Source organism: Ureibacillus sp. FSL K6-8385 (assembly GCF_038593155.1).
In the GTDB taxonomy this organism is placed as follows: Bacteria; Bacillota; Bacilli; order Bacillales_A; family Planococcaceae; genus Ureibacillus; species Ureibacillus terrenus.
Genome location: NZ_CP151968.1, coordinates 2,271,762 through 2,293,353 on the forward strand (window position 1 = coordinate 2,271,762; position 21,592 = coordinate 2,293,353).

The window sequence follows — 21,592 nt, forward strand, 5'->3', positions numbered from 1 at the left end:
GTGGATCCCTCACTTTTTTGCAATGGTATTGGCGTTTCCTTCAATCAATTGCCCTTTGTAAATCACCTTTTGGACCGGTTTCTGCCCTACTTGCCTTAACAATTTCCTATAATTTTTTTCATCCTTATAGGATAAAAGGGTAAGCACTTCCCCGTCCGCTCCCGCTCTTCCGGTGCGTCCGGAACGGTGCAAATACTGCTCCACTGTATGCGGAAGATCAACATGAATCACGTGAGTAAGCCCTTCAATATCAAGTCCCCGGGCAGCCAAATCCGTTGCCAGCAAAATGCGCGCTTCGCCATTGCGGAATTCTTCCAATGACTTTTTCCGCTGTTCTTTGCTCATTTCCGCATGAAGGGATACCACTTTTGCATTTTTATATTTCAATTTCATCTCTTTCAACAACAACTGATCCAAATGGTTGATGAACGCAAGCCCCCGGATTCCTTCGATATTGGCAAGTTTTCTTAAAGCGTCCGTCTTATCCCGTTCTTCCACTTTCACAAAGGAATGAACAACTTTTCCGACCTTTATCATTTCTTCCGGCTTGATTTTGATACGGACCGGATCTTTCAACATCCTGCTGGCAACCAACTGTATTTCATCGGTGATGGTCGCGGATACAAGCGCTACTTGCCGGTTAGGAGATGCCCCTTCAATAAAGGATTTCACCATGACCCGGTAATCTCTGCTCAACAGTTGGTCGCACTCATCCAACACAATCATTTCAATTTCATTCAATTTTAATTTTCTCGTTCTCGCCAAATCATTTAATCGTCCTGGCGTACCGACGACGATCGTCGGTTTTTTCTTCAATTTTTCAATTTGGCGGGCCATGTTCGCTCCGCCGATCAGTTGTTGGACTGTAATATTCGTTCCGGCGCTCCATTCCCGGATGACTTCTACAATCTGCATAGCCAATTCTTGAGAAGGTGCTACAATCAAACCTTGCGTTCTTTTTTTCGAGCCATCCAATTTATGCAGCATTGGCAGAACATATGCCAATGTTTTCCCCGATCCTGTAGGGGATTCAGCCACAATATCTTTCCCTTCCAGCATGGCCGGAATCATTTCCTCTTGCACTTTCGTCGTGGATTTAAATTTCCATTTTTGCTGCAACGATTCATTCAATAAATCAATGACTGACATCGTCTTCCCGCCTTCCCACCAATAGTTTACCACAATTTAGCAGGCATCAATCGCCGCTTCAACTATTCTTTCCGATTTCAGCATGAAAAAAGAATCCGCTTTTTGCCGGAAATTCTTCTCCAAAAGGTCTTCTTTTCCGGGATGACAAATTCCGAAAAGCGAATTCTTCTTCGTGTTTCTATTCTTTTATTTCATAGCCACAGCGGATGATGGAGGTTTCCGCCAGCACAATTAACGAATCAATATACTGATTTCCCAATCCCAAATTTTTGTTTATAACAGATAATTCGGTGCATCCCAAAATCACACGGTCACAATTGAGCGCAAAGACGGATTCTTCAATCTTCTTCCACTCTTCTTGCGATACATCTTTTCCCGATTTTACGCCATCATAAATGACGGACATTACCATCTTTTGTGTTTGTGCATCAGGAATAACCGGTTCAATGCCTTCTTCCATTAATGCCGTTTGATAAACTTTCGAATGGATGGTGCCGTCTGTCGCTAAAATGGCCACTTTATGGGCGCCAAGCTCCTTTGCCCTTTTCGCCGTTTCCCTGATCATATGGATGACAGGGACGGGAGAACCTTGCTGGATTTCATCATAAAAGCTATGGGCCGTATTGCACGGGATGCATATGAGATCTGCCCCGCAGGCAGCCAACTTTTTGGCATCCCGAATAATGTAGGGAACCGGGTTTTCCTTGGATTTTCCCAATATGAAAGCAGTCCGGTCAGGAATCGATGTATCATTGTCGATAATTGTATGAACATGTTCTTGATCTTTGGATGCCTTCGTTAAACGGACGATCGCTTCCCCAAGGAACATCGTCGCAAGGGGACCTACACCGCCGATGATTCCTAAAGTCTTCTTCATTATTCAGCCAAACCTTTTTTATTAAAGTATTTTTTATATTTACGATAATAATTTAATTTATTCAACGTTAATTTGATCCAACGTTTGAAATTCATATCGTAAGGATAATATAGGGAGTTTGTCCATTTCCCTTCGCGGATCAATTGTTTTGCTTCAATTTTCAGCTTTTCATTTGATGCATATTTAAACAATACACCTTTAGGTATGACCAGCCAAAGGTGCTTGTTATCGGCATAAGTTAAATCCTGTTTAATATTAAATATGTGGTCATCCGCAACATATTTCATCAGATTATAGCCTGCCGCCGTTACAAAATAACTTGAACGGCCATTGCGCAAATTAATCTCAAACAGATTGTATTCCCCGGTTCTTGGATCCAATTTCATATCGAAATTCGCAAATCCGGTATAACCGATATCTTCCAGGAAATAGCGTACACGATCCATCAACTCTTTGTCGTATGTAGTAATAATTGCCGCATAGCTTCCAATTCCTTCCGGGGAATGTTCTTCTAAAATCGGGTTGCCCAAACACATCAATTTGACTTTTCCGTCTTTTCCTACATAGGCGTTCAATACGCGCATATAAGAATCATCGCCTGGAATGAACTCCTGGATAATTAAATTGTCTTTGTAAGTGGAGCTGTAAATGGCATCTAATATTGCATTTTTCTCGTTTTCATCATGGGCGACGAACACTTTTTTCTTTCCCGGGAACTTGCATGCCCAATAGGCTACGGAATTGGATGCTTTGATGATGATCGGATAATCAAACGGGATTTTAAATTCTTTGTAATTCTCATAGCTGATAATCGTTGTTTTTGGATATTTGAAGCCATACTTGTCGCACATTTTATAGAAGTTTTCTTTTAATACAATTTTATCCATCAACGATTCATCAATGTATGGCACTATGAAATATTTTTGAAGTTCCGGTTTATTTTTGATGATTAATTTTGCATAATCATCCCCGCAGGCAAGAAGCAGCAATTTTGTATCTTTGTATTTTTCGGCAATTTTTTTCAATGCAGGCACAAAAACTTCCTGATTATTAAAATTGTCAACCTGTTCAAAAATAATGATTTTGCTGTTTTGCGTTGCTGTTAAATGAGAACGCCCTACAACGAGCGATTTTATTCCATATGCTTCATGGAAGGCGCGGGCCATTCCGTATGCATTCATATCCGAACCGCACAATACCGGCAAAAATGGTTGATTCATCGTTTCTTCATCTCTCTTCATCATTATATTTAACAACTTTCCGACAAAATGAAAGTAGCATGAAATGGTATTAAAATCAATTATTTGGACAAAGTTCTATTTGTAATTTCTGCAATAATTATTACAAATTCTGTACAATGATGAAGAAATTTTTTCTTCCAGTTGCCAAAGTAAAAAGATGCAGTCGTCGCTGCATCTAAGCGTTATCAAAATGGTGCTTTTCATCGGGAGATTCTTTTCGGAACAATTCTTCTAGGAGTTCATCTCCTTCTGCTTTCACCCGTTTATTCAGCTCATCCACCGGAATGGCATCCACCGTCTGCATATCTTCATGCAAATCGAAAATGCTGATTCCATCGGATGGCACCCGATCCGGTTTCTCTTTATAAGGCATATCGGCAAAACGCTTTTTGGATTCCGGCAATGATTCTTTTTTCATCCCAACACACTCCTTTTACGATAGTATGTGTCGGGACCGGACCATTATACGCATTGGCTTATGCCATTAAGTACTGCAATTTTTCCGCATATGTCACATTATTCGGATTCCACTTTCTAGTTGGACACTGATACACTTTGTAAGGAAGTCCGAGACCTTTGACAAATTCTATAAATTTCCCGTCAAACCAAGGCGGACTCCATGCGCCGGAGCGGCAAATGTGGATGACGTTTGTTTTGATATCTTTTCTCAAATCCTCAAAATTAATAAACTCGACATCAAATACTTTTATCATGTCTTTAAAAAACTCCGGCGCTTCTTTTGTAAATGGGCTGTATATGATCTTGGCCTTATTGATGATTTGATTTTGCAAAAGCTTTCCAAGCCAATTGGCGCAGTTGACTTCAAATTCCAGCGAAGCAAGGCCTCCATATCCCAAATCGGAATGGGCGTCAAAAAGATATACTTCATCCACGCCAAATTTTTCAGCAATTTTATAAGATAAGGCATGAGAATCCGATACGTAAATTCCCACATCCTGATTCCATCTGAAGAATTGTTTGATTTTATCCCAGAAATTGTCTGTTTCTTCTGAAAGGACAAAGGATTTCTCGAAATCTTCGCCATAAGATTTATATTGAAAGTATTTTTTATACCATAAATCATTGATGGTTCTTTTGTTTTCAATGCTTGATACAACTTCATGATTTTCAGCGGAAATAAAATAGTCCCAGTCGATTGATAATAAGCAACCCACGACTATCCCCTCCAAAAATCAAAAAGTGTCCTTAACAAAATCGTAATACTCAAAAAATGGAATTTCAAATCATCGACTTCTTTTTTAAAAATAGCCATATTTTTAGAGAGGAATTTAATATTTTGGTAGAATTATAAATATAGAAAAATTTAGGAGGGATATCGTTATGTATGATGTAGCAATCATTGGTGCCGGACCTGCCGGAGGAAGCGCAGCGCTTTTCACGGCTAAAGCAGGCAAAAAAACGGTAATTTTGGACAGCGATCAAGGGATTACAAAACGCGCGATGCTTTATAATCACTACGGTGTGAAAGAAATTACAGGCCCTGAACTAGTCAAAACGGGAATCGAACAGGCAAAACATTATGGCGCAGAGCTCATCGAAGCAAAAGTAACAAACATTTCAAAAACAGAAAACGGATTTAAACTTCAATATGAAAATGGCGAAGTTGAAGCAAAACATGTCATCCTGGCTACCGGTGTGCTAACGGACCTTGCCGAAAGCATCGGGCTTAAAACAAAACCTGGCACAGAGCCAAGAATTAAAACCGTTTTTGATGTCGATGCAGATGGCAGAACAAATGTGGAAGGCATTTGGGCTGCAGGCACTTGCGCGGGCGTCAGCGTCCACACAATTATCACTGCCGGTGACGGCGCAAAAGTGGCCATCAATGTTCTCAGTGAATTAAACGGAGAACGTTATGTGGATCATGACGTATTAAAATAATAATAAAACGAAAGGCTGTCCCGGAAGCTTTCCGGACAGCTTTTTTTATGGATCGCCCAATCACGTTCCTTTTTTTCACAATCCTCCTTGACTCCAAATACGCTCATCATGCCGACTACTCCGAAGAGCTGATTGGAGCAAACCATGCCTTTACTTTCCACAAAATCTCAAAATTTTTGAATGCGCTTTCATGTTATAATATTTCCAATAAAAGGAGTGATTGGGATGCCAGGAATTTATAAAAACATTTTAGTCGCCATTGACGGTTCGAAAGAGTCTGAAGCCGCCCTTAGCGAAGGAATCGAAATGGCCAAAGAAAATCAAGCTTCTTTAATATTGGTAACGGTAATCGATACAACCCGTGTTGCAAGAGCGAAAAAATACAGGGACTTATTGACACGCAACATTGATGAAATAAATAAACGGATGGATGCTTACCGCAAACAGGCGGAAGCCCAAAATATAAAAAACGTGGAAGTGATCATCGAAAAAGGTTCGCCAAAAAAATTAATTCCGATCGATATCGCAAAGAGAGTAAACGCCGATTTGATCATATGCGGTGCAACAGGAATGACGCCTGCCGAACAAATCTTTTTAGGATCTGTCACCCAACAGATTGTAACGAATGCCGAATGCGATGTGCTTGTAAAACGGATAAGCGAAGAATAACGAAGGGTTTCCTGCAAGGGATGTCACCTTGCAGGAAACCCTTAATTCGTTCCTGCCCCCGGTTCTTCAATTCTTCCATCAGGATATTTGACAAATCTGCCTGCATTGCGATCATTGACCGGATCAGGCCGGTCCCATTTCCAGCCGCCGAATTTCGTTTTATTGTATTCAGCAAAAGTATTGTAGATTTCTTCTTTTGTATTCATCACAAACGGACCGAATTGAGCAACGGGCTCATTGATCGGCTCCCCTTCCAAAATGAGGATCGAACTGTTTTGTTCTCCATTTACTATTACGATTTCTTCATCGCCTACAAGTTTGCAACGGTAATTCGATTTTATAGTCACACCTTCCAATTGGATGGTATCCCCTTCGTAGAAATACAAGTTCCGGTTCATCGTACCGGATCCTTTCGGGATTGTGAAAGTTGCCCCAGGCTCCATATGTATCAAATAAATTCCTACATGATGGTTTTTGTCCTTGGCCCAAGATGCCGGATTCGGTTCCAATGAATGAATTCCATACAATTCGCCTGCAATGATTTTTACGATCGTTTTTTTGCCGTTGAAATGGTTTTCAATTACCGGTATATCCTCTCTCCAAAACATTTTGTATTCCGGATCCGTTCTTTTCCCTTTTCTGTCTAAATTCAACCAAATTTGGAACATTTCAAGAGGATTAGGCCCATCTTCATTGACAAGAGGGAACATTTCAGAATGTTGGTACCCCCGGCCCGTTGTCAGCCACTGCACATCCCCGTCGGCATACCGGCAGGACGAACCTTTTGAATCGAAATGATCAATGACCCCTTTTAAAATAATTGTCACCGTTTCAAACCCTTTGTGGGGATGAACCGGGAATCCGGGAACCGTTTTTCCATGATACATACGAAAGCCGTCTTTTAATTTGAAATCCTCCCCTAAGTCTCTTCCTTCCAGCCACTTTTCTTCCACTCCTTGCTGGTCAGTGCCCGGCGGATACATGTCTTTATGATATGTCACAGAAATAAAGGGGCTTTCTGTCGTCCATTGCTCATTTAATTTTTGCAAACCGATAATTTTGGGAGTTTCCATGAAAGTCACCTCGCACGACTGTTCTATTTCCATACTAGCAAATTTTGTTTATGATAGATAAATCAAATTTCGTACAAAATAATGAAAACGCCTCTAAAAAAGAGGCGCTTCCATTTTATGGGGTTGGTTGATTGTTTTTCGGTTGCTGCTGCGGGAATCCGCTTTCCTCTGCAATTTCTTCCCTTACTTTTTGAATATCAGTCCCGGCCGGTGTTTTCCCGGGTGCCGGAGCAGTCTGCGGCTTGCTTGGTCTTTCCAATCCGCTTTCCTCCGCTATTTCTTCTCTCACTTTCTGAATGTCTGTCCCGGCTGGGGTTTTACCAGGCTGGCTTGGCTGAGAAAAGCCCGGAGTCCCAAATCCGCCTTCCTGCGCAATTTCTTCTCTCACTTTTTGAGGATTTGTTCCAGAAGAACTGCTGCTTCCTTGGGCATTTTGTTGCTTTACCTCTTCAATATCTGTTCCTGTTTGTGTAAACCGTTTATTGTTATTTGCCATTTAAAACACCTCCTAAAGCGTTATGCCTTTATCATGTTAAATTTGCATTGAATTATTCATCATACCATCGTTCATTTTCTTCCAACTCCTTAAAAGCCCTGAAATGCATATACGTTTTTATCGCAAGATCAAATCATTGGGCATAACCGGAGGCCATCCTTTTTGCGTTTGGAAGGTATAATGCCGCGTTCATCGGCACATAACATATTTCGCATTTTCCGCCCTTCCCTTTCATACAATAGTGCATGTCCTTATATGGAGGAATGTTCATGTACTGTGTGAAAAAGGGAATGGCTATTCTGTTCGGAAGCATTTTATTATCGATTGGCATTAATCTTTTTCTGGCGCCTTACGAAATTTTGGATGGCGGAATCATTGGACTTTCGCTGATTTTGCATTACCTCTTCAATCTGAAAATCGGATTGATGGCGATTATATTGAGCATACCCATTTTTATTTTGGCATGGTTTAAATATAAGCATTACTTCTTTAACAGCATCCACGGCTTATTAGTCTCTTCTGTCATCATAGACATGTTAAAACCCCTCCGTTACTTGTTGGACATCAAAGCCATCTATGCGGCAATCATCGGAGGAGCCTTTGTAGGGCTGGGAATCGGTTTGATGTTAAAATTCGATACAAGCACCGGGGGAACCGACCTATTGGCGCAATTCATCAGCGATAAAACCGAATGGAATGTCGGCATCATTATTTTGATGATCGATTCCATTATTGTCCTGATCGGAGGACTCCTCATCTCCGCCAACACTTTATGGCTGTCGATTGTTGCCATCACCTCGGTCGGTATTGCGACAAGTGCCGTTGCAAAAAGAAAACATAAAAAAACCTTCATGTAAAAAATCCTGGAGCTATACTCCAGGATCCAATTTTCCGCTACATTATTTGATTTGTCTGACATCCTCCACTGATTTTCCCCTCAAAAAGTCCGGTTTCGTTTCAGCCAAGATGATGGCCGTTAAAATCAGAGCTGCCCCGATGATCATTCTTCCTGTCAATACTTCGTTTAATATGATTATGGAGAAAATCATCCCCCATAATGCTTCAGTGGATAAAATGATGGCGGTCTTGGTTTCGCCCGTATACTTTTGCGCCATCGTTTGGAAACAGTAAGCAAGAGCCGTCGAAAACGAACCTAAATACAAAATAGATAAAATTCCTTTCCATTCCAGCGCAAAATGAATTTCCCCTTTGACCATCACGAACATCCATGCAAACAGGGCAGCCGCCCCCATCTGTACAACCGTAAGCAATATCGGGTCTTCGTCTTTCACATATTTGGAAGTGTAATAAATTTGATAAGCAAAACCGACGGCGCATCCAAAGGTAAGCAAATCGCCCATATTTATTTCCGCTATGGATAATTCCAATGATAGAAAGGCAATGCCTATAATGGCCAAAAATGCACCGGCCAATTCAAATTTATCCACTTTTCTTTTATCCAGAAAAAAAGCGATAAACGGGACAATCACGACGTTAATCGCTGTAATAAAAGCATTTTTCGAAGGTGTCGTATATTGCAGTCCGACCGTCTGCAACAGAAACGCCGAATACAATAAAAAACCTAAAATGAATCCCCTCTTTATGGTCGGCTTCTTCAATCGCTTCACCCGCGGAAAGAATATAACGCTTAAAATCAATACCCCGACAGTGAAACGAACCGCCAATATTTGGTAAGGAGTAAAGTAGTCCAGTGAAATGGCGCTAAAAGCAAAACCGCTCCCCCAGATGATGGCGGTTGTCAGCAACATTATTTCCCCAATATATCTTTTCATAGCATCCTCCAAGAAAGTACCCTGTTTTGATTATAAAGAAATACGCTTTTCTAAAACAACCTGATACAAAGTCTAACATATCTTTGAGAATATGGTCATACATTATACAGGGTCTTTGCATATGTGCCGACAAGCATCATAGCCCCAAAAAATTCCTGTGTGACACTTATTCCAAAAGCACCGAATAAAATGTGTTTAGCGGATAGGTTGGAGGTGCATTCATGATTCACTATGTAAAACCCGGAGAAACACTTGTTCAAATCGCAAGGGATTATCGGGTCGAATATCTTCTATTATTGGAAAATAATCCGCAGATTACAAATCCGGATTTGATTTATGCCGGCCAACCGATAAACATCCCGGGTTTGCCGGATCCAAGTACGATTCCTTATGAAATTGATGTATCCATCAATAACCGCACTTTATCTTTATATCATAACGGCGTTTTAGTAAAAACTTACCCGATTGCAGTAGGAAGAATGCTTTATGAAACGCCCACAGGAAACTTCGTGATCGTCAATAGAGCCCCTAATCCTGGAGGACCTTTTGGTACGATGTGGTTGACCCTTTCCAAGGAAAGCTACGGTATTCATGGAACCAATGATCCGGGCTCCATCGGATATGCGGTTTCCAAGGGATGTGTTCGCATGTTGAATGAAGATGTGGAAGAACTGGCGAGCATCGTACCAAATGGGACAGCGGTATATATCCACTATTAACTTTGCGGGGGCGTCTATCTATATTTGAGATGTCCCCTTTATTATTTTAGCGCTTTGCAGATACATATGAAAAAAAGACGGGCGGAGTAATTGCACTCCTGCACCGCCATTTATCGAACTTCGTTATGTTTTGGTTTCTTGCGCATTACTTTCGGAATATAGACGCAATACGGTTCGCTTTCCATATAATCGCCTGTGACGCTATAGGCCCGTGAACGTGAACCGCCGCACACTTTGTTGAATTCGCATACACCGCATTTCCCTTTATACATATCCGGATTTCTCAAATTTTTAAAAATCTCTGATTCTCTGTAAATTTCGGCAAGCGGTGTTTTTCGTACATTCCCCGCTTTGATTGGCAACAGCCCGCTTGGATAAACATCTCCAATATGGGAGATAAACAAAAAGCCGTTTCCGTCATTGACGCCTTGCGGGGCCCGTCCCAATCCATCAATTTGGCCTGTTTTTCCTTTCATCAAAGCATCTTCATAATCAATATGGTCCCCACTCTTCACCCCCCGGCGTTCCCGGAGCTTCTGCTGGATGACTACCCGGCGATAATGCTGGGCGGCAGTTGTTTTTATGTCAAAAGGCACCCTCTTCGACAATTCATATAGCCACAGGAATACTTTCTCGTGCTCAGCCGGAGAAATCATGTCGGATTCTTTTCCTCTTCCTGTCGGGACGAGGAAGAAAACGCTCCAAAGGACGCAATTTAAATCTTCCACCATTTTGGCTATCTCCTCCAAATAATCGATATTATAACGGGAGATGACCGTATTGATTTGCAACGGCAAATCAAGTTCATGTATATATGAAATCGCTTTCATCGTTAAATCAAAAGAACCGCTCGTACCGCGAAAATGGTCATGCACTTCCGCACAGTGGCCATCAAGGCTGAACGCCCATCTTGCTAAACCGATTTCTTTTGCCCGTTGAATGGCTTCTTTAGTCACATTCGGTGTGGCAGATGGCGTCATTGATACCCTCATTCCTTTGGAAATGGCGTATTCCGCCAAATCAAACACATCTTCCCTTTCCAGCGGGTCTCCGCCTGTAAAAACAAGCATCGGATTATCCATCTCATAAATTTGATCAATCAACGCTTTTCCTTCTTCAAAATCGAGCTCCAACGGATGGCGGTGACGCTGCGCTTCCGCACGGCAATGCAGGCAATGCAGCTGACAGGCCCTTGTCAGCTCCCAAATGACAATAAAAGGATTTTGATTATAATCCCGTTTATACATTCCGATCACACTCTCCAAAAGAAATATTATTAATACATCTTTTGATTTTATTGTATCGAAAGCGAACTAATCACGAAGTGAGGAAAATCACACTTTCAATAAAAAACGATCCTTTTCTTAACATGAAGGATCGTTGCAAAATTAATTTCTTCAATTGTGGGCCCAGTTGCTGACAGCCACCTGATTCTTCTGGTTGCGTTTAATAATGATGCTGATTTTTTTATGCCAATTCCTGCATTCTTTCCAAATTTCTTCATATTCTTCAGTATCTTTTTCAATGCCGCGCTTGTCCTCAAAAAATACGAATTCGATAATGGGGTTGGATAAATCGTCCACAGCGATCTTTAAACTTAATTTTTTGATCGTATCTTCTTCTTTGAAAGCTTCCTCATTATATATTTCTACATCATCATTCAATATTGACCAGCCATGTATGCCGCCTTTTGAAATCAAGGAGCAGATGCTTCCGTTCACGGCAATCGCGCATTCATAGATTTCGTCAAATGAATAACTCTTCTTTTTAAAACCCGATTCCACGTCATCTCTTTTCAGATAGTAAAAAGTTTTCGAATGCTCGTCCAATAAGATTGCGGTTAAACAATCATCGGAAACCGCTCTTCTGTTATGGGGAATCCGTTCCAGTCTCCGGATCGTATCCTGTTCGATTTTTTCCCTTCTGAGCCTTGCCTCCTTCCTCATTTCATAAATCCACCAAAGAAAAATCCCCAATGCAATAAAGAAAAAAATCTTGTTTCCGGATCCCATCCATAAAAACAAATAAACTATCTCCAGCACACAAATGAAAAGGGGCATTATCACATCACCTCTATTAAAGTCATTCGCTAAAAACTTCTTTCCTTCTATCAGGTTATTACCATACTATTCGGCAAAAAGAGATTTATGATTGATTTATAAAATTTTTCTTGCCACAATACCCATATAGGTAATTAATTAACGAAATAAACAAAACGCATATTATTGTACTTTATAAATGTTTTTGTATATTATACTTATAAGGGTATAATGCAAAAAGGGGGATTTTTCTTTGAAGAACGTAACCGTTTATACGACAAACAGTTGTCCATATTGTGTGATGGTCAAAAATTTTTTGAAGCAGCAAAACATTCCTTATAGAGAAATAAACGTTGAGATGAACCCTCAAGCGATGTTTGAACTCGTAAACAAAACGGGTCAAATGGGCGTACCTCAAATAGAAATCGATGGACAATGGATTGTGGGATTTAATCCACACGCCATCATGCAAGCTTTGGCCAATTAAACGGAGAGCCTGCTTCCTGCAGCAGAATAAAGGGAGCAGGCTTTTGTTGTATACGAAATAAAAGAATATCCCATACTGAAGGATGGAAATTTGATGGAGCGAGGGGATGATGTTGTCATCTACAGGCATGCTTTCTGTCTGCGCATTAGGCGGCATTAATGAAATCGGGAAAAATATGTATGTCATTGAATACGGAGAGGATTTAGTCATTGTCGACTGCGGAGGAAAGTTTGCAGACAGGACTTTTTTGGGGGTTGATCTGATTATCCCTGACTTTACCTATCTCGTGGAAAATCAACACAAAATCCGCGGAATCATCATTACCCATGGCCATGAAGATCATATTGGCGGCATCCCATATTTGCTGAAAAAAATCAATATCCCTGTCTACGCCACACGTTTTACTTTGGGATTAATCGAATTAAAACTGAAGGAACATAAAATTTTCCGCGAATCCACACTCATTGAGATTCATTCGGATTCCAGATTGAATTTCGGAAACATTCAGGCTACCTTTTTTAAAGTCAGCCACAGCATCCCGGATTGTTTAGGCATCGTTTTCCATACGCCGGAAGGAAAAATAGTCCATACCGGGGACTTCAAATTCGATCTTACACCGGTAAACAAGCAGTTTACGGAAATTCATAAAATGGCCCAAATTGGGGACGATGGAGTTTTGCTTCTGATCTCCGAGAGTACGAATGCGGAACGGCCAGGTTCGACCCCCTCCGAAAGGGAAGTGGGGAAACAAATTGAGGAATCCTTTTTTAATGCTTCCGGGAAAATCATTATTTCTACTTTCGCTTCCAATGTCAACCGGATCCAACAGATTGTGGAAGCGGCAATCAAAACGGACCGGAAGCTCGCCCTTCTTGGAAGAAGCATGGTGAACGTCGTCAGTGTCGCCAAAAAATACGGTTATATTGATATCCCGGATTGGTTGCTGATCGATGCAAGAGACGTCAAACAATGGCCTTCCGAAAAAGTCGTCGTTCTATGTACCGGCAGCCAGGGGGAACCGCTTGCCGCCCTTTCAAGGCTTTCCACCAACAGCAACCGGGATGTCCGGGTGGACCCGGGAGATACGGTGATTTTTGCCGCATCGCCTATTCCCGGGAACGAAAAAGACGTCACAAAAATCGTCGATAACTTATTCAAGCTGGGAGCCAATGTCATTTATGGCCCGGCCTCCAAAACCGGCATGCATGTTTCAGGACACGGCTATCAGGAAGATCTCAAACTGATGCTGACGCTGATGAAGCCAAAATATTTCATTCCGATTCACGGGGAGTACCGCATGTTGCATTTGCATGCCAAATTGGCGGAAGACGTCGGTGTCAAACCAAAAAACATTTTCATATTAAATAACGGCGATGTGGTGGATATACAGCACCAGGAAGCCCGGCAAACGAGAAAAATCCCCGCCGGAGATGCGTATGTCGATGCCTTTGGCGAAGAAGGAATTGAAGATATTGTGTTGAGAGACCGGAAGCAGCTTTCGGAAGAAGGTATGCTGATCATTGTCATCACCGTCAATAAAGCTGACGGAAGCCGGGTATCAGAACCGGACTCCATTTCCCGGGGATTTGTTTATGCCAAGGAATCGGGTGATTTGATTCGCAATATTAATGAAATCACCAAGAGCACAATTGATTCTTTCAAAGATAAAGATTTCAATATTTTTGCCATGAAAAAAGCCGTCAAAAAAGACGTAGGCCAATATTTGTATGAAAAAACAAAGAAAAAGCCGATGATACTGCCGATCATAGTTCCTATTTAAAAGTAAGAACGTTTGCCAGGAAGAATTCGGAAAGCAGCGAAAGAAGAGGTACAAAGGCCGGGAAACAAAATCCATTGAAAGGGCACGTTTCTTTCCATAAATAAAAGGAGAGTGCAGAAGGTATGCCCTTCTGCACCCTTTTTATCTCAAGTATCCTTGTTTCTTCAATTTTTTCAACTTCAGATATCCATAAAAGCATATGATCAGGGCACTGACTGAATCCACTATCAAATCCATCATCGTATCTTTCAAAGCATCCCTTCCACTGAGCACGGTCAGATCGGACGCAATAAATTTTTGCATGTTGGTTGATAAAATACCATCTGCCAAAAACTCATAGATTTCCCACATTGTCCCCATCGTCACCGCAAAACAAAAAGCAAAAAAAGATACAAAAAACGGAGACAATTGAACGTGGATGCGATTTGATTCATTTAAGTACCTCACTAATATGAATCCCAGCGCCCCCAGCATCACTCCGCTGAAAGCATGCAGGATGGTATCCCAAAATGGTACGAGATAATAAAAGTTTTTCACTTCCCCTAAATAAATGGCGCAAAATAAAAACATATAAAAAATGACTTCAATGGAGTCAGGAATGTCAACGGAATTTTTTCTTTCGATAATTGCAGGAATCATCATGATCAATAATCCGGAACTGCATTGCAAAAGCATCAGCACATAATCAGTCTTGACCTTTGCATGTTCTTCCATCGCTTTTAATTCTGCGGGAGCAAACACCATACGGGTGATAATAAAAATAACGGAAAACAATAATGAAAAAAACAAAATGGTCCAAGTAATTTTTTTCCAATTCAATTTTCTAAGCATGTTCATTTCCGCCTCTGAAAAGAAACCATAATCAATCTACTACCCTACAATTATATTAACAAAATTTTAGTAAAGTTACCCGGTATGAAAAACGATGAAATAAAAAAAATAAGTTCCACGTCTTCTTCCCATAAAATAAAAAATAAGAGCCCATGATACTTCATGAGCTTTCAAGAGGCCGTTACAACGTTTTTCTTGAATTTCTTTTTCCATCATAGGAATAGAGCACCGGCTTCCCTTCAACCACCGTTTCCAAATGGACGGAGCGCCCCCAAAGCTGATAAATATATGGCAATACATGTTCCAAATAATAAGGATCCAGCTCCATTCCTTCGTAACAGTGCTTTAAGTACAATTCCCCGTTTCTTTCATAATCTCCATCTTCCACTACGATGTAAGGAAATCCTCCGTTCACTCTCATGGATACCAGCTGATTCCGGACTTTTTCAAAATCCTTAGTCGTGATTTGATACGTATTTCCTTTTTTCTCGAATAAATATAAATCTTCCTGTTCCACAAGTTCTTTTGTTAAATAATTCCGGATGAAGGAAATATCCGATTCGATTTCCCGAACTTCAAAGATTTTTTCCCTTCCTGATCCCGGTTTTACCCCCATTCTTTTCATTTCTTCCGTCGGATTGTCGTAGCGCCTTTCAATATCTTCAAAGATTTTTAAACCTAAGTAATACGGATTGATGGAGGTTTTCGATGGCTGAAGCACTCCCGCATTCAGTTTGGCATATTCAATCGTTTCGGCCGTATCCAGATCCAGTTCCCGCATAATCCGCTGATGCCAGTAGGACGCCCATCCCTCATTCATAATCTTCGTCTCCAACTGTGGCCAGAAGTATAACATTTCCTCCCTCATCATCGTCAAAATATCCCGCTGCCATTCCTCCAGTTCGCGGCTGTATTGTTCGATGAACAACAGCAAATCCTTTTCCGACTTTGGAGGAAATTTCTTCTTTTTCTTCTTGGGCTTCTCTTCTTTTTTTCCTTCCACAAGTTCATCCAATTTCCACAAATCATCATATGGTGTCGGAATGATGATGCTGCTTTCATCTTCTTCCTCTTCTTCATCGTAGATCAACTGCGGACGAATGATGGACGGATCGATATGTTCCTGGATGGACAATACCGCATCCAAAAACTTTTCAACTTCATGCTTGCCATATTGCCGCTCATAGCTGGCAATGCGTTCAGCGGTCGCCGTCATGCTCTCCACCATATCTCTTCTCGTATTGGAGAAACGTACATTGTTTTTAAAGAAGTCGCAATGGGCCAGTACGTGGGCGACAATTAATTTGTTTTGCGTAAGGGTATTGGATTCCAATAAAAAGGCGTAACAAGGATTGGAATTGATGACGAGTTCATAGATTTGGCTGAGACCCAGATCATATTGCAGCTTCATTTTGTAAAATTGCTTCCCGAAGCTCCAATGGGAAAATCTTGTCGGCATCCCGTAGGCGCCAATGGTATAGATGATGTCCGCAGGGCAGATTTCATATCTCATCGGATAAAAATCCAGCCCGAAACCAATGGCAATTTCCGTAATTTCATCAATGGCCTTCTGGAGTTCTTTATCCACCTGAATCTCCCCTTTAAGCATTTTCCTCTTGTTTTTGGAACATGCTTTTTAACGCTTCGTAAACATCGCTTTTTTGGCGAATCACATAATGGCGGAATTTCGGATTCTTGATTTTTTTATAAGTATTCATCAAAGTGGAATAACGGTTTAATGCATTCACTTCCCCATATCCAAACATCTGGGAAACTTTCATCAGTTCATTGACGAGTTTCAAACATTTTTCATTGTCGCTGGACATGTTTTCCCCGTCTGAAAAATGAACAGGATAAATATTATAACGACTTGGACTATACTTTAACTTAATCAATTCAAGAGCTTTCAAATAGGCGGATGAGCAGATGGTTCCTCCGCTCTCCCCTTTTGTAAAAAATTCTTCTTCCGTTACGATTTTCGCTTCTGTGCTATGGGCAATAAATTCAATTTCCACCTTTTCATATTTCGTACGCAAGAAACGGGTCATCCAAAAGAAAAATGTCCGGGCACAATACTTCTCAAAATTTCCCATGGAGCCGCTTGTATCCATCATTGCCAACACGACCGCGTTGGATTCCGGTTTTATGACCTCATTCCATGTCTTGAACCGCAAATCTTCCTCGGTAATCGGCATGATTTGCGCTTTTCCCCTCAATGCATTGCGCTTCATCGCCGAAAGAATCGTGCGTTTCTTATCGATATTTCCCATTAAGCCTTTTTTTCGGATATCGTTAAATTCAATTTTTTCCGTTATAATATTGGACATTTCCTTTTGTTCCAAGTTCGGCAATTCCAATTCGCTGAATAAGAGGTTTTGCACTTCTTCCAGGCTCACTTCGGCTTCATAATAGTCTTTACCGGGCAGATTTCCGGCCTCTTTCCCTTTTCCCGGCCCTTGGGCTCCCTGCGAATCCCGCGCGACGATATCGCCGACCTTGCTGTTTCCTTGCCCTTGGCCAACATGTTTCATTTTCCCGTAGTTATAACGGATTTTATATTCTTCAAGAGAACGGATCGGAATCTTGATCACTTTGCGGCCATTGGACATGATGATGCTCTCTTCGCTGATCAAATCCGGCAGATTGTTTTTGATCGCTTCCCTCACTTTTTCCATATGACGTTGTTGGTCCTGGTAACCTTTGCGGTGCAAAGACCAATCCTCTCGAGAAACAATATAATCCTTATTATTTTCGTTCTTCATTTGTTCATCACCCATCTTTCATGATCTTCCCGAGTCCATCCGAAAATCACTTTTTTTATCATATGCGCGAGTTTTGCAGGATTACCACTACATTTTTTTCATAAAAAATGTGCTAAGAAAAAATCTTAGCACATACACTGGGTGTTTACTGCCTGCAATAAGTTTATCTGTTCAATAAACTGCCGACATAACGCAGCAATTCATTGGCTGAAGTGGAATTGTAGCCATATTCATCTATCAATCTGGCGATTACTTCATTGATTTTTTTCAACTGCGCTTCATCCGGTGTTTTTGTGGAAGTCGTAATTTTTACGACATCTTTCAAGTCTGCAAACAATTTCTTTTGAATCGCCTCCCGCAGCCTTTCGTGGGAATTATAGTCGAATTTCTTTCCTTTCCTTGCATATGCGGAAAGACGGATGAGGATTTCTTCCCGGAACGCCTTCTTCGCATTTTCCGAAATGCCGATTTGTTCTTCTATTGAACGCATCAGTTTTTCATCAGGCGGCATTTCTTCACCGGTCAGCGGATCCTTGATTTTATGCTTGTTGCAATAAGCCTCCACATTGTCCAAATAATTGTTCAACAATGTTTTGGCGGACTCTTCGTAAGAATAAACAAAGGCTTTTTGAACTTCATTTTTGGCTATCTCATCATATTCTCTTCTTGCAATGGCAATGTAGTTCAAATATTTTTCCCGATCTTCCGGTGTAATGGACGGATGCTGATCTAGTCCATCTTTTAATGACCTTAAAACATCCAGCGCATTGATGGATGGCACTTCTTTACGGATGATCGCCGATGAAATGCGGTTGATGACATAGCGCGGATCAATGCCTTTCATTCCTTCATTCGGGTATTCCTTTTTCAATTCTTCCACATCGGTATCGTTGAATCCTTCCACTGTTTCCCCATCATACAGCCTCATTTTCTTCACAATATCAATGCCTTGCTTTTTCGGCTCTTCCAGTCTTGTCAATACGGAAAACATCGCAGCCACTCTCAGCGCATGAGGCGCAATGTGTACATGGGCCATGTCGCTTTCTTTGATCATTTTTTCGTAAATGCGCACTTCTTCACTCACTTTTAAGTTGTATGGAATCGGCATGACGATAATTCTTGAGTGGAGCGCTTCATTCTTTTTATTGGCAATGAAGGAACGGTATTCGGTTTCGTTGGTATGGGCCACAATGAGCTCATCGGCTGAAATGAGCGCGAATCTTCCGGCTTTGAAGTTGCCTTCTTGCGTGAGTGATAATAAATGCCATAAGAACTTTTCATCAAGCTTTAACATTTCCTGGAATTCCATAAGCCCACGATTCGCTTTGTTTAACTCGCCGTCAAACCGGTAAGCTCTCGGGTCGGATTCCGAACCGTATTCCGCAATGGTCGAGAAGTCGATGCTGCCTGTCAAATCTGCGATGTCCTGGGATTTTGGATCGGACGGGGTAAAAGTTCCGATTCCTACCCGTTTATCTTCCGAGAAGAAGATCCGCTCTACCATGACATCTTCTATGCGTCCTCCATACTCTTGTTCCAATCGCAGTTGATTAAGCGGAGACAAACTTCCCTCAATGCGTATGCCATATTCTTTATAAAAATCGTCGCGCAAATGATGCGGAATCAGGTGCAGAGGATCTTCATGCATCGGGCAGCCTTTGATTGCATAGACCGCTCCTTCATCAGTGCGGGTATATTTTTCCAATCCGCGTTTTAACAATGTCACGATGGTTGATTTTCCACCGCTGACCGGTCCCATTAGAAGCAGAATCCGTTTCCGCACATCAAGTCTTTTGGCGGCAGGATGGAAATACTCTTCCACTAAGCGTTCAATAGTCGATTCCAGACCAAAGATTTCGTTGCTGAAGAATTTATAGATTTTTTGTCCATTCTTTTCTTCGATTCCTGCGCTTTTGATCATATTGTAAACCCGGGCGTGAGCAGATTGTGCAACTTCTGGACGTTTTTTCACAATTTCCAAATATTCGGCAAAAGTCCCTTCCCACTTCAGCTTCTCTTCTTCTTCTCTGTGCTCTTTGATTTTCTTTAAAATGTCGATAGCGCCTTCCCTCCATTCAGGGCTTTAATTTATAACATAGTATGATTGCGTTTGGTGTATGATACCTATGAATTTTCATTTGAGATTCTATAAGATAGAAAAAAGCTCTCCTAAGCACGCCTGCTTTAGGAAAGCTTTTTTCAAGATTTTCACTACCATTATATGATGGTTCATCATTTTTATGAAGAAATTTTATCCCCCATAATAGAAGCCTGTTTCTTTCATTGTTAGCGGATCTCCTTCGCGGTGAACGCCGGCATTGATGACTTCCCCTACATAAATGTAGTGGTCGCCTTTTTCAACTTTGTCCACCACTTTGCATTCGAAGAAGCTTAATGCATCTTTGAAGATTGGGCAGCCTGTCTCTGCCGTGTAGAATTCATATCCTGCCAATTTATTCCCTTCCGGTTGCAATGATTTAAAGAAGGCAGTGACCATATCTTTTTGGCCGGATTCCAAAATGTTTACGCTGAAGACGCCGCTTTCGGCAATTTGTTTTTGGGAGCGGGTGCCTTCTTTTACAGCGATGGCTACAAGAGGCGGTTCAAAAGAAGTCTGCGTCAAAAAGTTGCCCGCAAATCCGTTTACACCTTCATTGTCTTTTGTGCCGATAATGTAGAGCCCGTATGTGATCCCTCTCAATGCAGTTCTTTTCGCCTTCGGATCCATTCATAATCCCTCCTATTATTCTTTCAAAATGATTCCAGTTTTATTATACAAATATCAATCCCTTCTTTTCCACTTTTTAGGACTTGCCCTGAATGTAAAAAACGGAAAAAACCGTCCGGAGTAATCCGGACGGATTCAGCATATCGTTATGTTACTTTTTGCTTTTTCGCTTATATAAGATCCCTAACGTATTGGGACCGCAGTGAGTGGAAACAGTGCAGCCCGCATACGTTTCAATAATCTCTTCAAACTTGGCGTACTTATCAATGGCCTCTCTGACTTTTTGGACAGTTTCCGGTGAACAATAAGAGTGGGTAATGAACACTCTTGAATAATCGATATCATCATTATTTTCAAGGCGGTCTTTAACATAGTTGACAATGCAGCGGTCGAAATTTCCCCGATATTTTTTTCCGACAATCATTTTGCCATCGACCACTTCGATGGACGGCTTGATTTTCAACAGTGTAGCTCCAAAAGCTTCAATTCCGGAACAGCGTCCTCCCTTTCTTAAATATTCCATCGTATCAATGACGAAGCTTGTATCCACTTTAGGAACAATTTCTTCCAAATGCTTGATGATCTCTTCGGGCTGTGCCCCATTTTGCGCCATAATCGCCGCTTCCAGAACAACGTGTCCGCTTCCGGTCGATAAATTTTGCGAATCGATAACGTACACATTTTCAAATTGTTCTGCGGCAATTTTTGCATTTTGATGGGTGGAAGAAAAGCCGGATCCTAAGCTGATATGTATGACCGCATCATAATTCGGCGAAAATTCTTTGAAAAAATTTTCGTATTCAAAAACATTGATCGCGGCTGTTCTGCAGGATTTCCCCTCTTCGCTGACATAGCGGAACAAATCTTTCGGAGTAATGTCAACCCCATCCCGGAAATCCTCATCATCGATCAGTATGTGAAAAGGGATTAATGAAATGTTGTATTGTTCCAAAATTTGCGGAGACAAGTCGCAAGTGCTATCTGCCGTAATTTTGATCATAATGTTCACCTCTGGATCCCACAAAATTTCTTCAATTATATCACAT

Annotated in this window: 22 protein-coding genes; 6 read left to right on the forward strand and 16 right to left on the reverse strand. The window is 41.3% G+C overall.

The features are described 5' to 3' along the window. Positions 1-9 precede the first annotated feature (9 nt). The 5 genes from NST62_RS11270 to NST62_RS11290 form a co-directional block, all read right to left on the reverse strand. Entirely contained in the window at positions 10-1,149 is a 1,140-nt protein-coding gene (locus tag NST62_RS11270; protein ID WP_328215873.1) for a DEAD/DEAH box helicase, read from the reverse strand. A gap of 178 nt (positions 1,150-1,327) precedes the next feature. After that, positions 1,328-2,029, reverse strand: coding sequence for an amino acid racemase (locus NST62_RS11275; RefSeq protein ID WP_141601856.1), 702 nt, complete (start codon positions 2,027-2,029; stop codon positions 1,328-1,330). Then, a complete protein-coding gene (locus NST62_RS11280; RefSeq protein WP_246045832.1) occupies positions 2,026-3,270 on the reverse strand; it encodes an ATP-grasp domain-containing protein in 1,245 nt (414 codons plus the stop codon). Before NST62_RS11280 ends, NST62_RS11275 begins: the two co-directional genes overlap by 4 nt. 172 nt (positions 3,271-3,442) lie before the next feature. Further along, positions 3,443-3,685 (reverse strand): hypothetical protein, encoded by a 243-nt coding sequence (locus tag NST62_RS11285; RefSeq protein WP_141601857.1) that lies wholly within the window; start codon positions 3,683-3,685, stop codon positions 3,443-3,445. 58 nt (positions 3,686-3,743) lie between these two features. Beyond that, a complete protein-coding gene (locus tag NST62_RS11290) occupies positions 3,744-4,442 on the reverse strand; it encodes an arginase (RefSeq protein ID WP_141601858.1) in 699 nt (232 codons plus the stop codon). A gap of 166 nt (positions 4,443-4,608) precedes the next feature. On the opposite strand from NST62_RS11290, the gene NST62_RS11295 reads away from it, so the two are divergent. Together NST62_RS11295 and NST62_RS11300 are read left to right on the forward strand one after the other, a co-directional pair. After that, complete coding sequence (locus tag NST62_RS11295; RefSeq protein WP_141601859.1) at positions 4,609-5,169, forward strand: FAD-dependent oxidoreductase; 561 nt, start codon at positions 4,609-4,611, stop codon at positions 5,167-5,169. Positions 5,170-5,394: 225 nt separating this feature from the next. Continuing rightward, positions 5,395-5,838: a universal stress protein gene (locus NST62_RS11300; RefSeq protein WP_141601860.1), complete on the forward strand. Its 444-nt coding sequence runs from the start codon at positions 5,395-5,397 to the stop codon at positions 5,836-5,838. Positions 5,839-5,879: 41 nt separating this feature from the next. Here NST62_RS11300 and NST62_RS11305 read toward each other — a convergent pair whose 3' ends face one another. Both NST62_RS11305 and NST62_RS11310 read right to left on the reverse strand, forming a co-directional pair. Next, positions 5,880-6,911: a pirin family protein gene (locus NST62_RS11305; RefSeq protein ID WP_141601861.1), complete on the reverse strand. Its 1,032-nt coding sequence runs from the start codon at positions 6,909-6,911 to the stop codon at positions 5,880-5,882. A gap of 115 nt (positions 6,912-7,026) precedes the next feature. Continuing rightward, positions 7,027-7,407, reverse strand: coding sequence for a hypothetical protein (locus NST62_RS11310; RefSeq protein WP_342462903.1), 381 nt, complete (start codon positions 7,405-7,407; stop codon positions 7,027-7,029). Between the two features lie 269 nt (positions 7,408-7,676). Here NST62_RS11310 and NST62_RS11315 point away from each other — a divergent pair, with 269 nt between their 5' ends. After that, positions 7,677-8,264 (forward strand): YitT family protein, encoded by a 588-nt coding sequence (locus NST62_RS11315; protein WP_141601862.1) that lies wholly within the window; start codon positions 7,677-7,679, stop codon positions 8,262-8,264. Positions 8,265-8,306: 42 nt separating this feature from the next. Here NST62_RS11315 and NST62_RS11320 read toward each other — a convergent pair whose 3' ends face one another. Then, on the reverse strand, positions 8,307-9,200 hold the full coding sequence (locus NST62_RS11320) for a DMT family transporter (RefSeq protein ID WP_141601863.1): 894 nt from the start codon (positions 9,198-9,200) through the stop codon (positions 8,307-8,309). Between the two features lie 221 nt (positions 9,201-9,421). Between NST62_RS11320 and NST62_RS11325 the strand changes: the two genes are divergently transcribed. Next, positions 9,422-9,919, forward strand: coding sequence for a L,D-transpeptidase family protein (locus tag NST62_RS11325; RefSeq protein WP_141601864.1), 498 nt, complete (start codon positions 9,422-9,424; stop codon positions 9,917-9,919). Between the two features lie 110 nt (positions 9,920-10,029). On the opposite strand, the gene NST62_RS11330 is transcribed toward NST62_RS11325, so the two are convergent. After that, positions 10,030-11,166, reverse strand: a complete 1,137-nt coding sequence (locus NST62_RS11330; RefSeq protein ID WP_342462904.1) for a TIGR04053 family radical SAM/SPASM domain-containing protein — start codon at positions 11,164-11,166, stop codon at positions 10,030-10,032. 150 nt (positions 11,167-11,316) lie between these two features. Continuing rightward, positions 11,317-11,865: a hypothetical protein gene (locus tag NST62_RS11335; protein ID WP_141601866.1), complete on the reverse strand. Its 549-nt coding sequence runs from the start codon at positions 11,863-11,865 to the stop codon at positions 11,317-11,319. Between the two features lie 346 nt (positions 11,866-12,211). On the opposite strand from NST62_RS11335, the gene NST62_RS11340 reads away from it, so the two are divergent. Both NST62_RS11340 and NST62_RS11345 read left to right on the forward strand, forming a co-directional pair. Continuing rightward, positions 12,212-12,445 carry a glutaredoxin family protein gene (locus NST62_RS11340; protein WP_141601867.1) on the forward strand — a complete coding sequence of 78 codons (234 nt, stop codon included), beginning with the start codon at positions 12,212-12,214 and terminating at the stop codon, positions 12,443-12,445. Between the two features lie 109 nt (positions 12,446-12,554). Continuing rightward, complete coding sequence (locus NST62_RS11345; RefSeq protein WP_342463295.1) at positions 12,555-14,225, forward strand: ribonuclease J; 1,671 nt, start codon at positions 12,555-12,557, stop codon at positions 14,223-14,225. A gap of 141 nt (positions 14,226-14,366) precedes the next feature. Here NST62_RS11345 and NST62_RS11350 read toward each other — a convergent pair whose 3' ends face one another. The 6 genes from NST62_RS11350 to NST62_RS11375 form a co-directional block, all read right to left on the reverse strand. Continuing rightward, complete coding sequence (locus NST62_RS11350; protein WP_141601868.1) at positions 14,367-15,056, reverse strand: hypothetical protein; 690 nt, start codon at positions 15,054-15,056, stop codon at positions 14,367-14,369. Positions 15,057-15,237: 181 nt separating this feature from the next. Next, positions 15,238-16,665 (reverse strand): SpoVR family protein, encoded by a 1,428-nt coding sequence (locus NST62_RS11355; protein WP_141601869.1) that lies wholly within the window; start codon positions 16,663-16,665, stop codon positions 15,238-15,240. Beyond that, positions 16,658-17,818: a sporulation protein YhbH gene (yhbH, locus tag NST62_RS11360; protein WP_342462905.1), complete on the reverse strand. Its 1,161-nt coding sequence runs from the start codon at positions 17,816-17,818 to the stop codon at positions 16,658-16,660. The genes NST62_RS11355 and yhbH overlap by 8 nt, the downstream gene beginning before the upstream one ends. Positions 17,819-17,981: 163 nt before the next feature. Next, on the reverse strand, positions 17,982-19,877 hold the full coding sequence (locus tag NST62_RS11365) for a PrkA family serine protein kinase (protein WP_141601871.1): 1,896 nt from the start codon (positions 19,875-19,877) through the stop codon (positions 17,982-17,984). Positions 19,878-20,069: 192 nt separating this feature from the next. Beyond that, entirely contained in the window at positions 20,070-20,546 is a 477-nt protein-coding gene (locus NST62_RS11370) for a flavin reductase family protein (RefSeq protein WP_141601872.1), read from the reverse strand. Positions 20,547-20,697: 151 nt separating this feature from the next. Next, positions 20,698-21,546, reverse strand: coding sequence for a DegV family protein (locus tag NST62_RS11375; protein WP_342462906.1), 849 nt, complete (start codon positions 21,544-21,546; stop codon positions 20,698-20,700). Positions 21,547-21,592 lie beyond the last annotated feature (46 nt).

Excerpts from the sequence above, each read along its gene's own strand:
- NST62_RS11270 (WP_328215873.1), bottom strand. The coding sequence starts at position 1,149 with ATGTCAGTCATTGATTTATTGAATGAATCGTTGCAGCAAAAATGGAAA.
- NST62_RS11280 (WP_246045832.1), bottom strand. The coding sequence starts at position 3,270 with ATGATGAAGAGAGATGAAGAAACGATGAATCAACCATTTTTGCCGGTA.
- NST62_RS11285 (WP_141601857.1), bottom strand. The coding sequence starts at position 3,685 with ATGAAAAAAGAATCATTGCCGGAATCCAAAAAGCGTTTTGCCGATATG.
- NST62_RS11295 (WP_141601859.1), top strand. The coding sequence starts at position 4,609 with ATGTATGATGTAGCAATCATTGGTGCCGGACCTGCCGGAGGAAGCGCA.
- NST62_RS11300 (WP_141601860.1), top strand. The coding sequence starts at position 5,395 with ATGCCAGGAATTTATAAAAACATTTTAGTCGCCATTGACGGTTCGAAA.
- NST62_RS11305 (WP_141601861.1), bottom strand. The coding sequence starts at position 6,911 with ATGGAAACTCCCAAAATTATCGGTTTGCAAAAATTAAATGAGCAATGG.
- NST62_RS11310 (WP_342462903.1), bottom strand. The coding sequence starts at position 7,407 with ATGGCAAATAACAATAAACGGTTTACACAAACAGGAACAGATATTGAA.
- NST62_RS11315 (WP_141601862.1), top strand. The coding sequence starts at position 7,677 with ATGTACTGTGTGAAAAAGGGAATGGCTATTCTGTTCGGAAGCATTTTA.
- NST62_RS11320 (WP_141601863.1), bottom strand. The coding sequence starts at position 9,200 with ATGAAAAGATATATTGGGGAAATAATGTTGCTGACAACCGCCATCATC.
- NST62_RS11325 (WP_141601864.1), top strand. The coding sequence starts at position 9,422 with ATGATTCACTATGTAAAACCCGGAGAAACACTTGTTCAAATCGCAAGG.
- NST62_RS11330 (WP_342462904.1), bottom strand. The coding sequence starts at position 11,166 with ATGTATAAACGGGATTATAATCAAAATCCTTTTATTGTCATTTGGGAG.
- NST62_RS11335 (WP_141601866.1), bottom strand. The coding sequence starts at position 11,865 with ATGAGGAAGGAGGCAAGGCTCAGAAGGGAAAAAATCGAACAGGATACG.
- NST62_RS11345 (WP_342463295.1), top strand. The coding sequence starts at position 12,555 with ATGTTGTCATCTACAGGCATGCTTTCTGTCTGCGCATTAGGCGGCATT.
- NST62_RS11350 (WP_141601868.1), bottom strand. The coding sequence starts at position 15,056 with ATGCTTAGAAAATTGAATTGGAAAAAAATTACTTGGACCATTTTGTTT.
- NST62_RS11355 (WP_141601869.1), bottom strand. The coding sequence starts at position 16,665 with ATGCTTAAAGGGGAGATTCAGGTGGATAAAGAACTCCAGAAGGCCATT.
- yhbH (WP_342462905.1), bottom strand. The coding sequence starts at position 17,818 with ATGAAGAACGAAAATAATAAGGATTATATTGTTTCTCGAGAGGATTGG.
- NST62_RS11370 (WP_141601872.1), bottom strand. The coding sequence starts at position 20,546 with ATGGATCCGAAGGCGAAAAGAACTGCATTGAGAGGGATCACATACGGG.
- NST62_RS11375 (WP_342462906.1), bottom strand. The coding sequence starts at position 21,546 with ATGATCAAAATTACGGCAGATAGCACTTGCGACTTGTCTCCGCAAATT.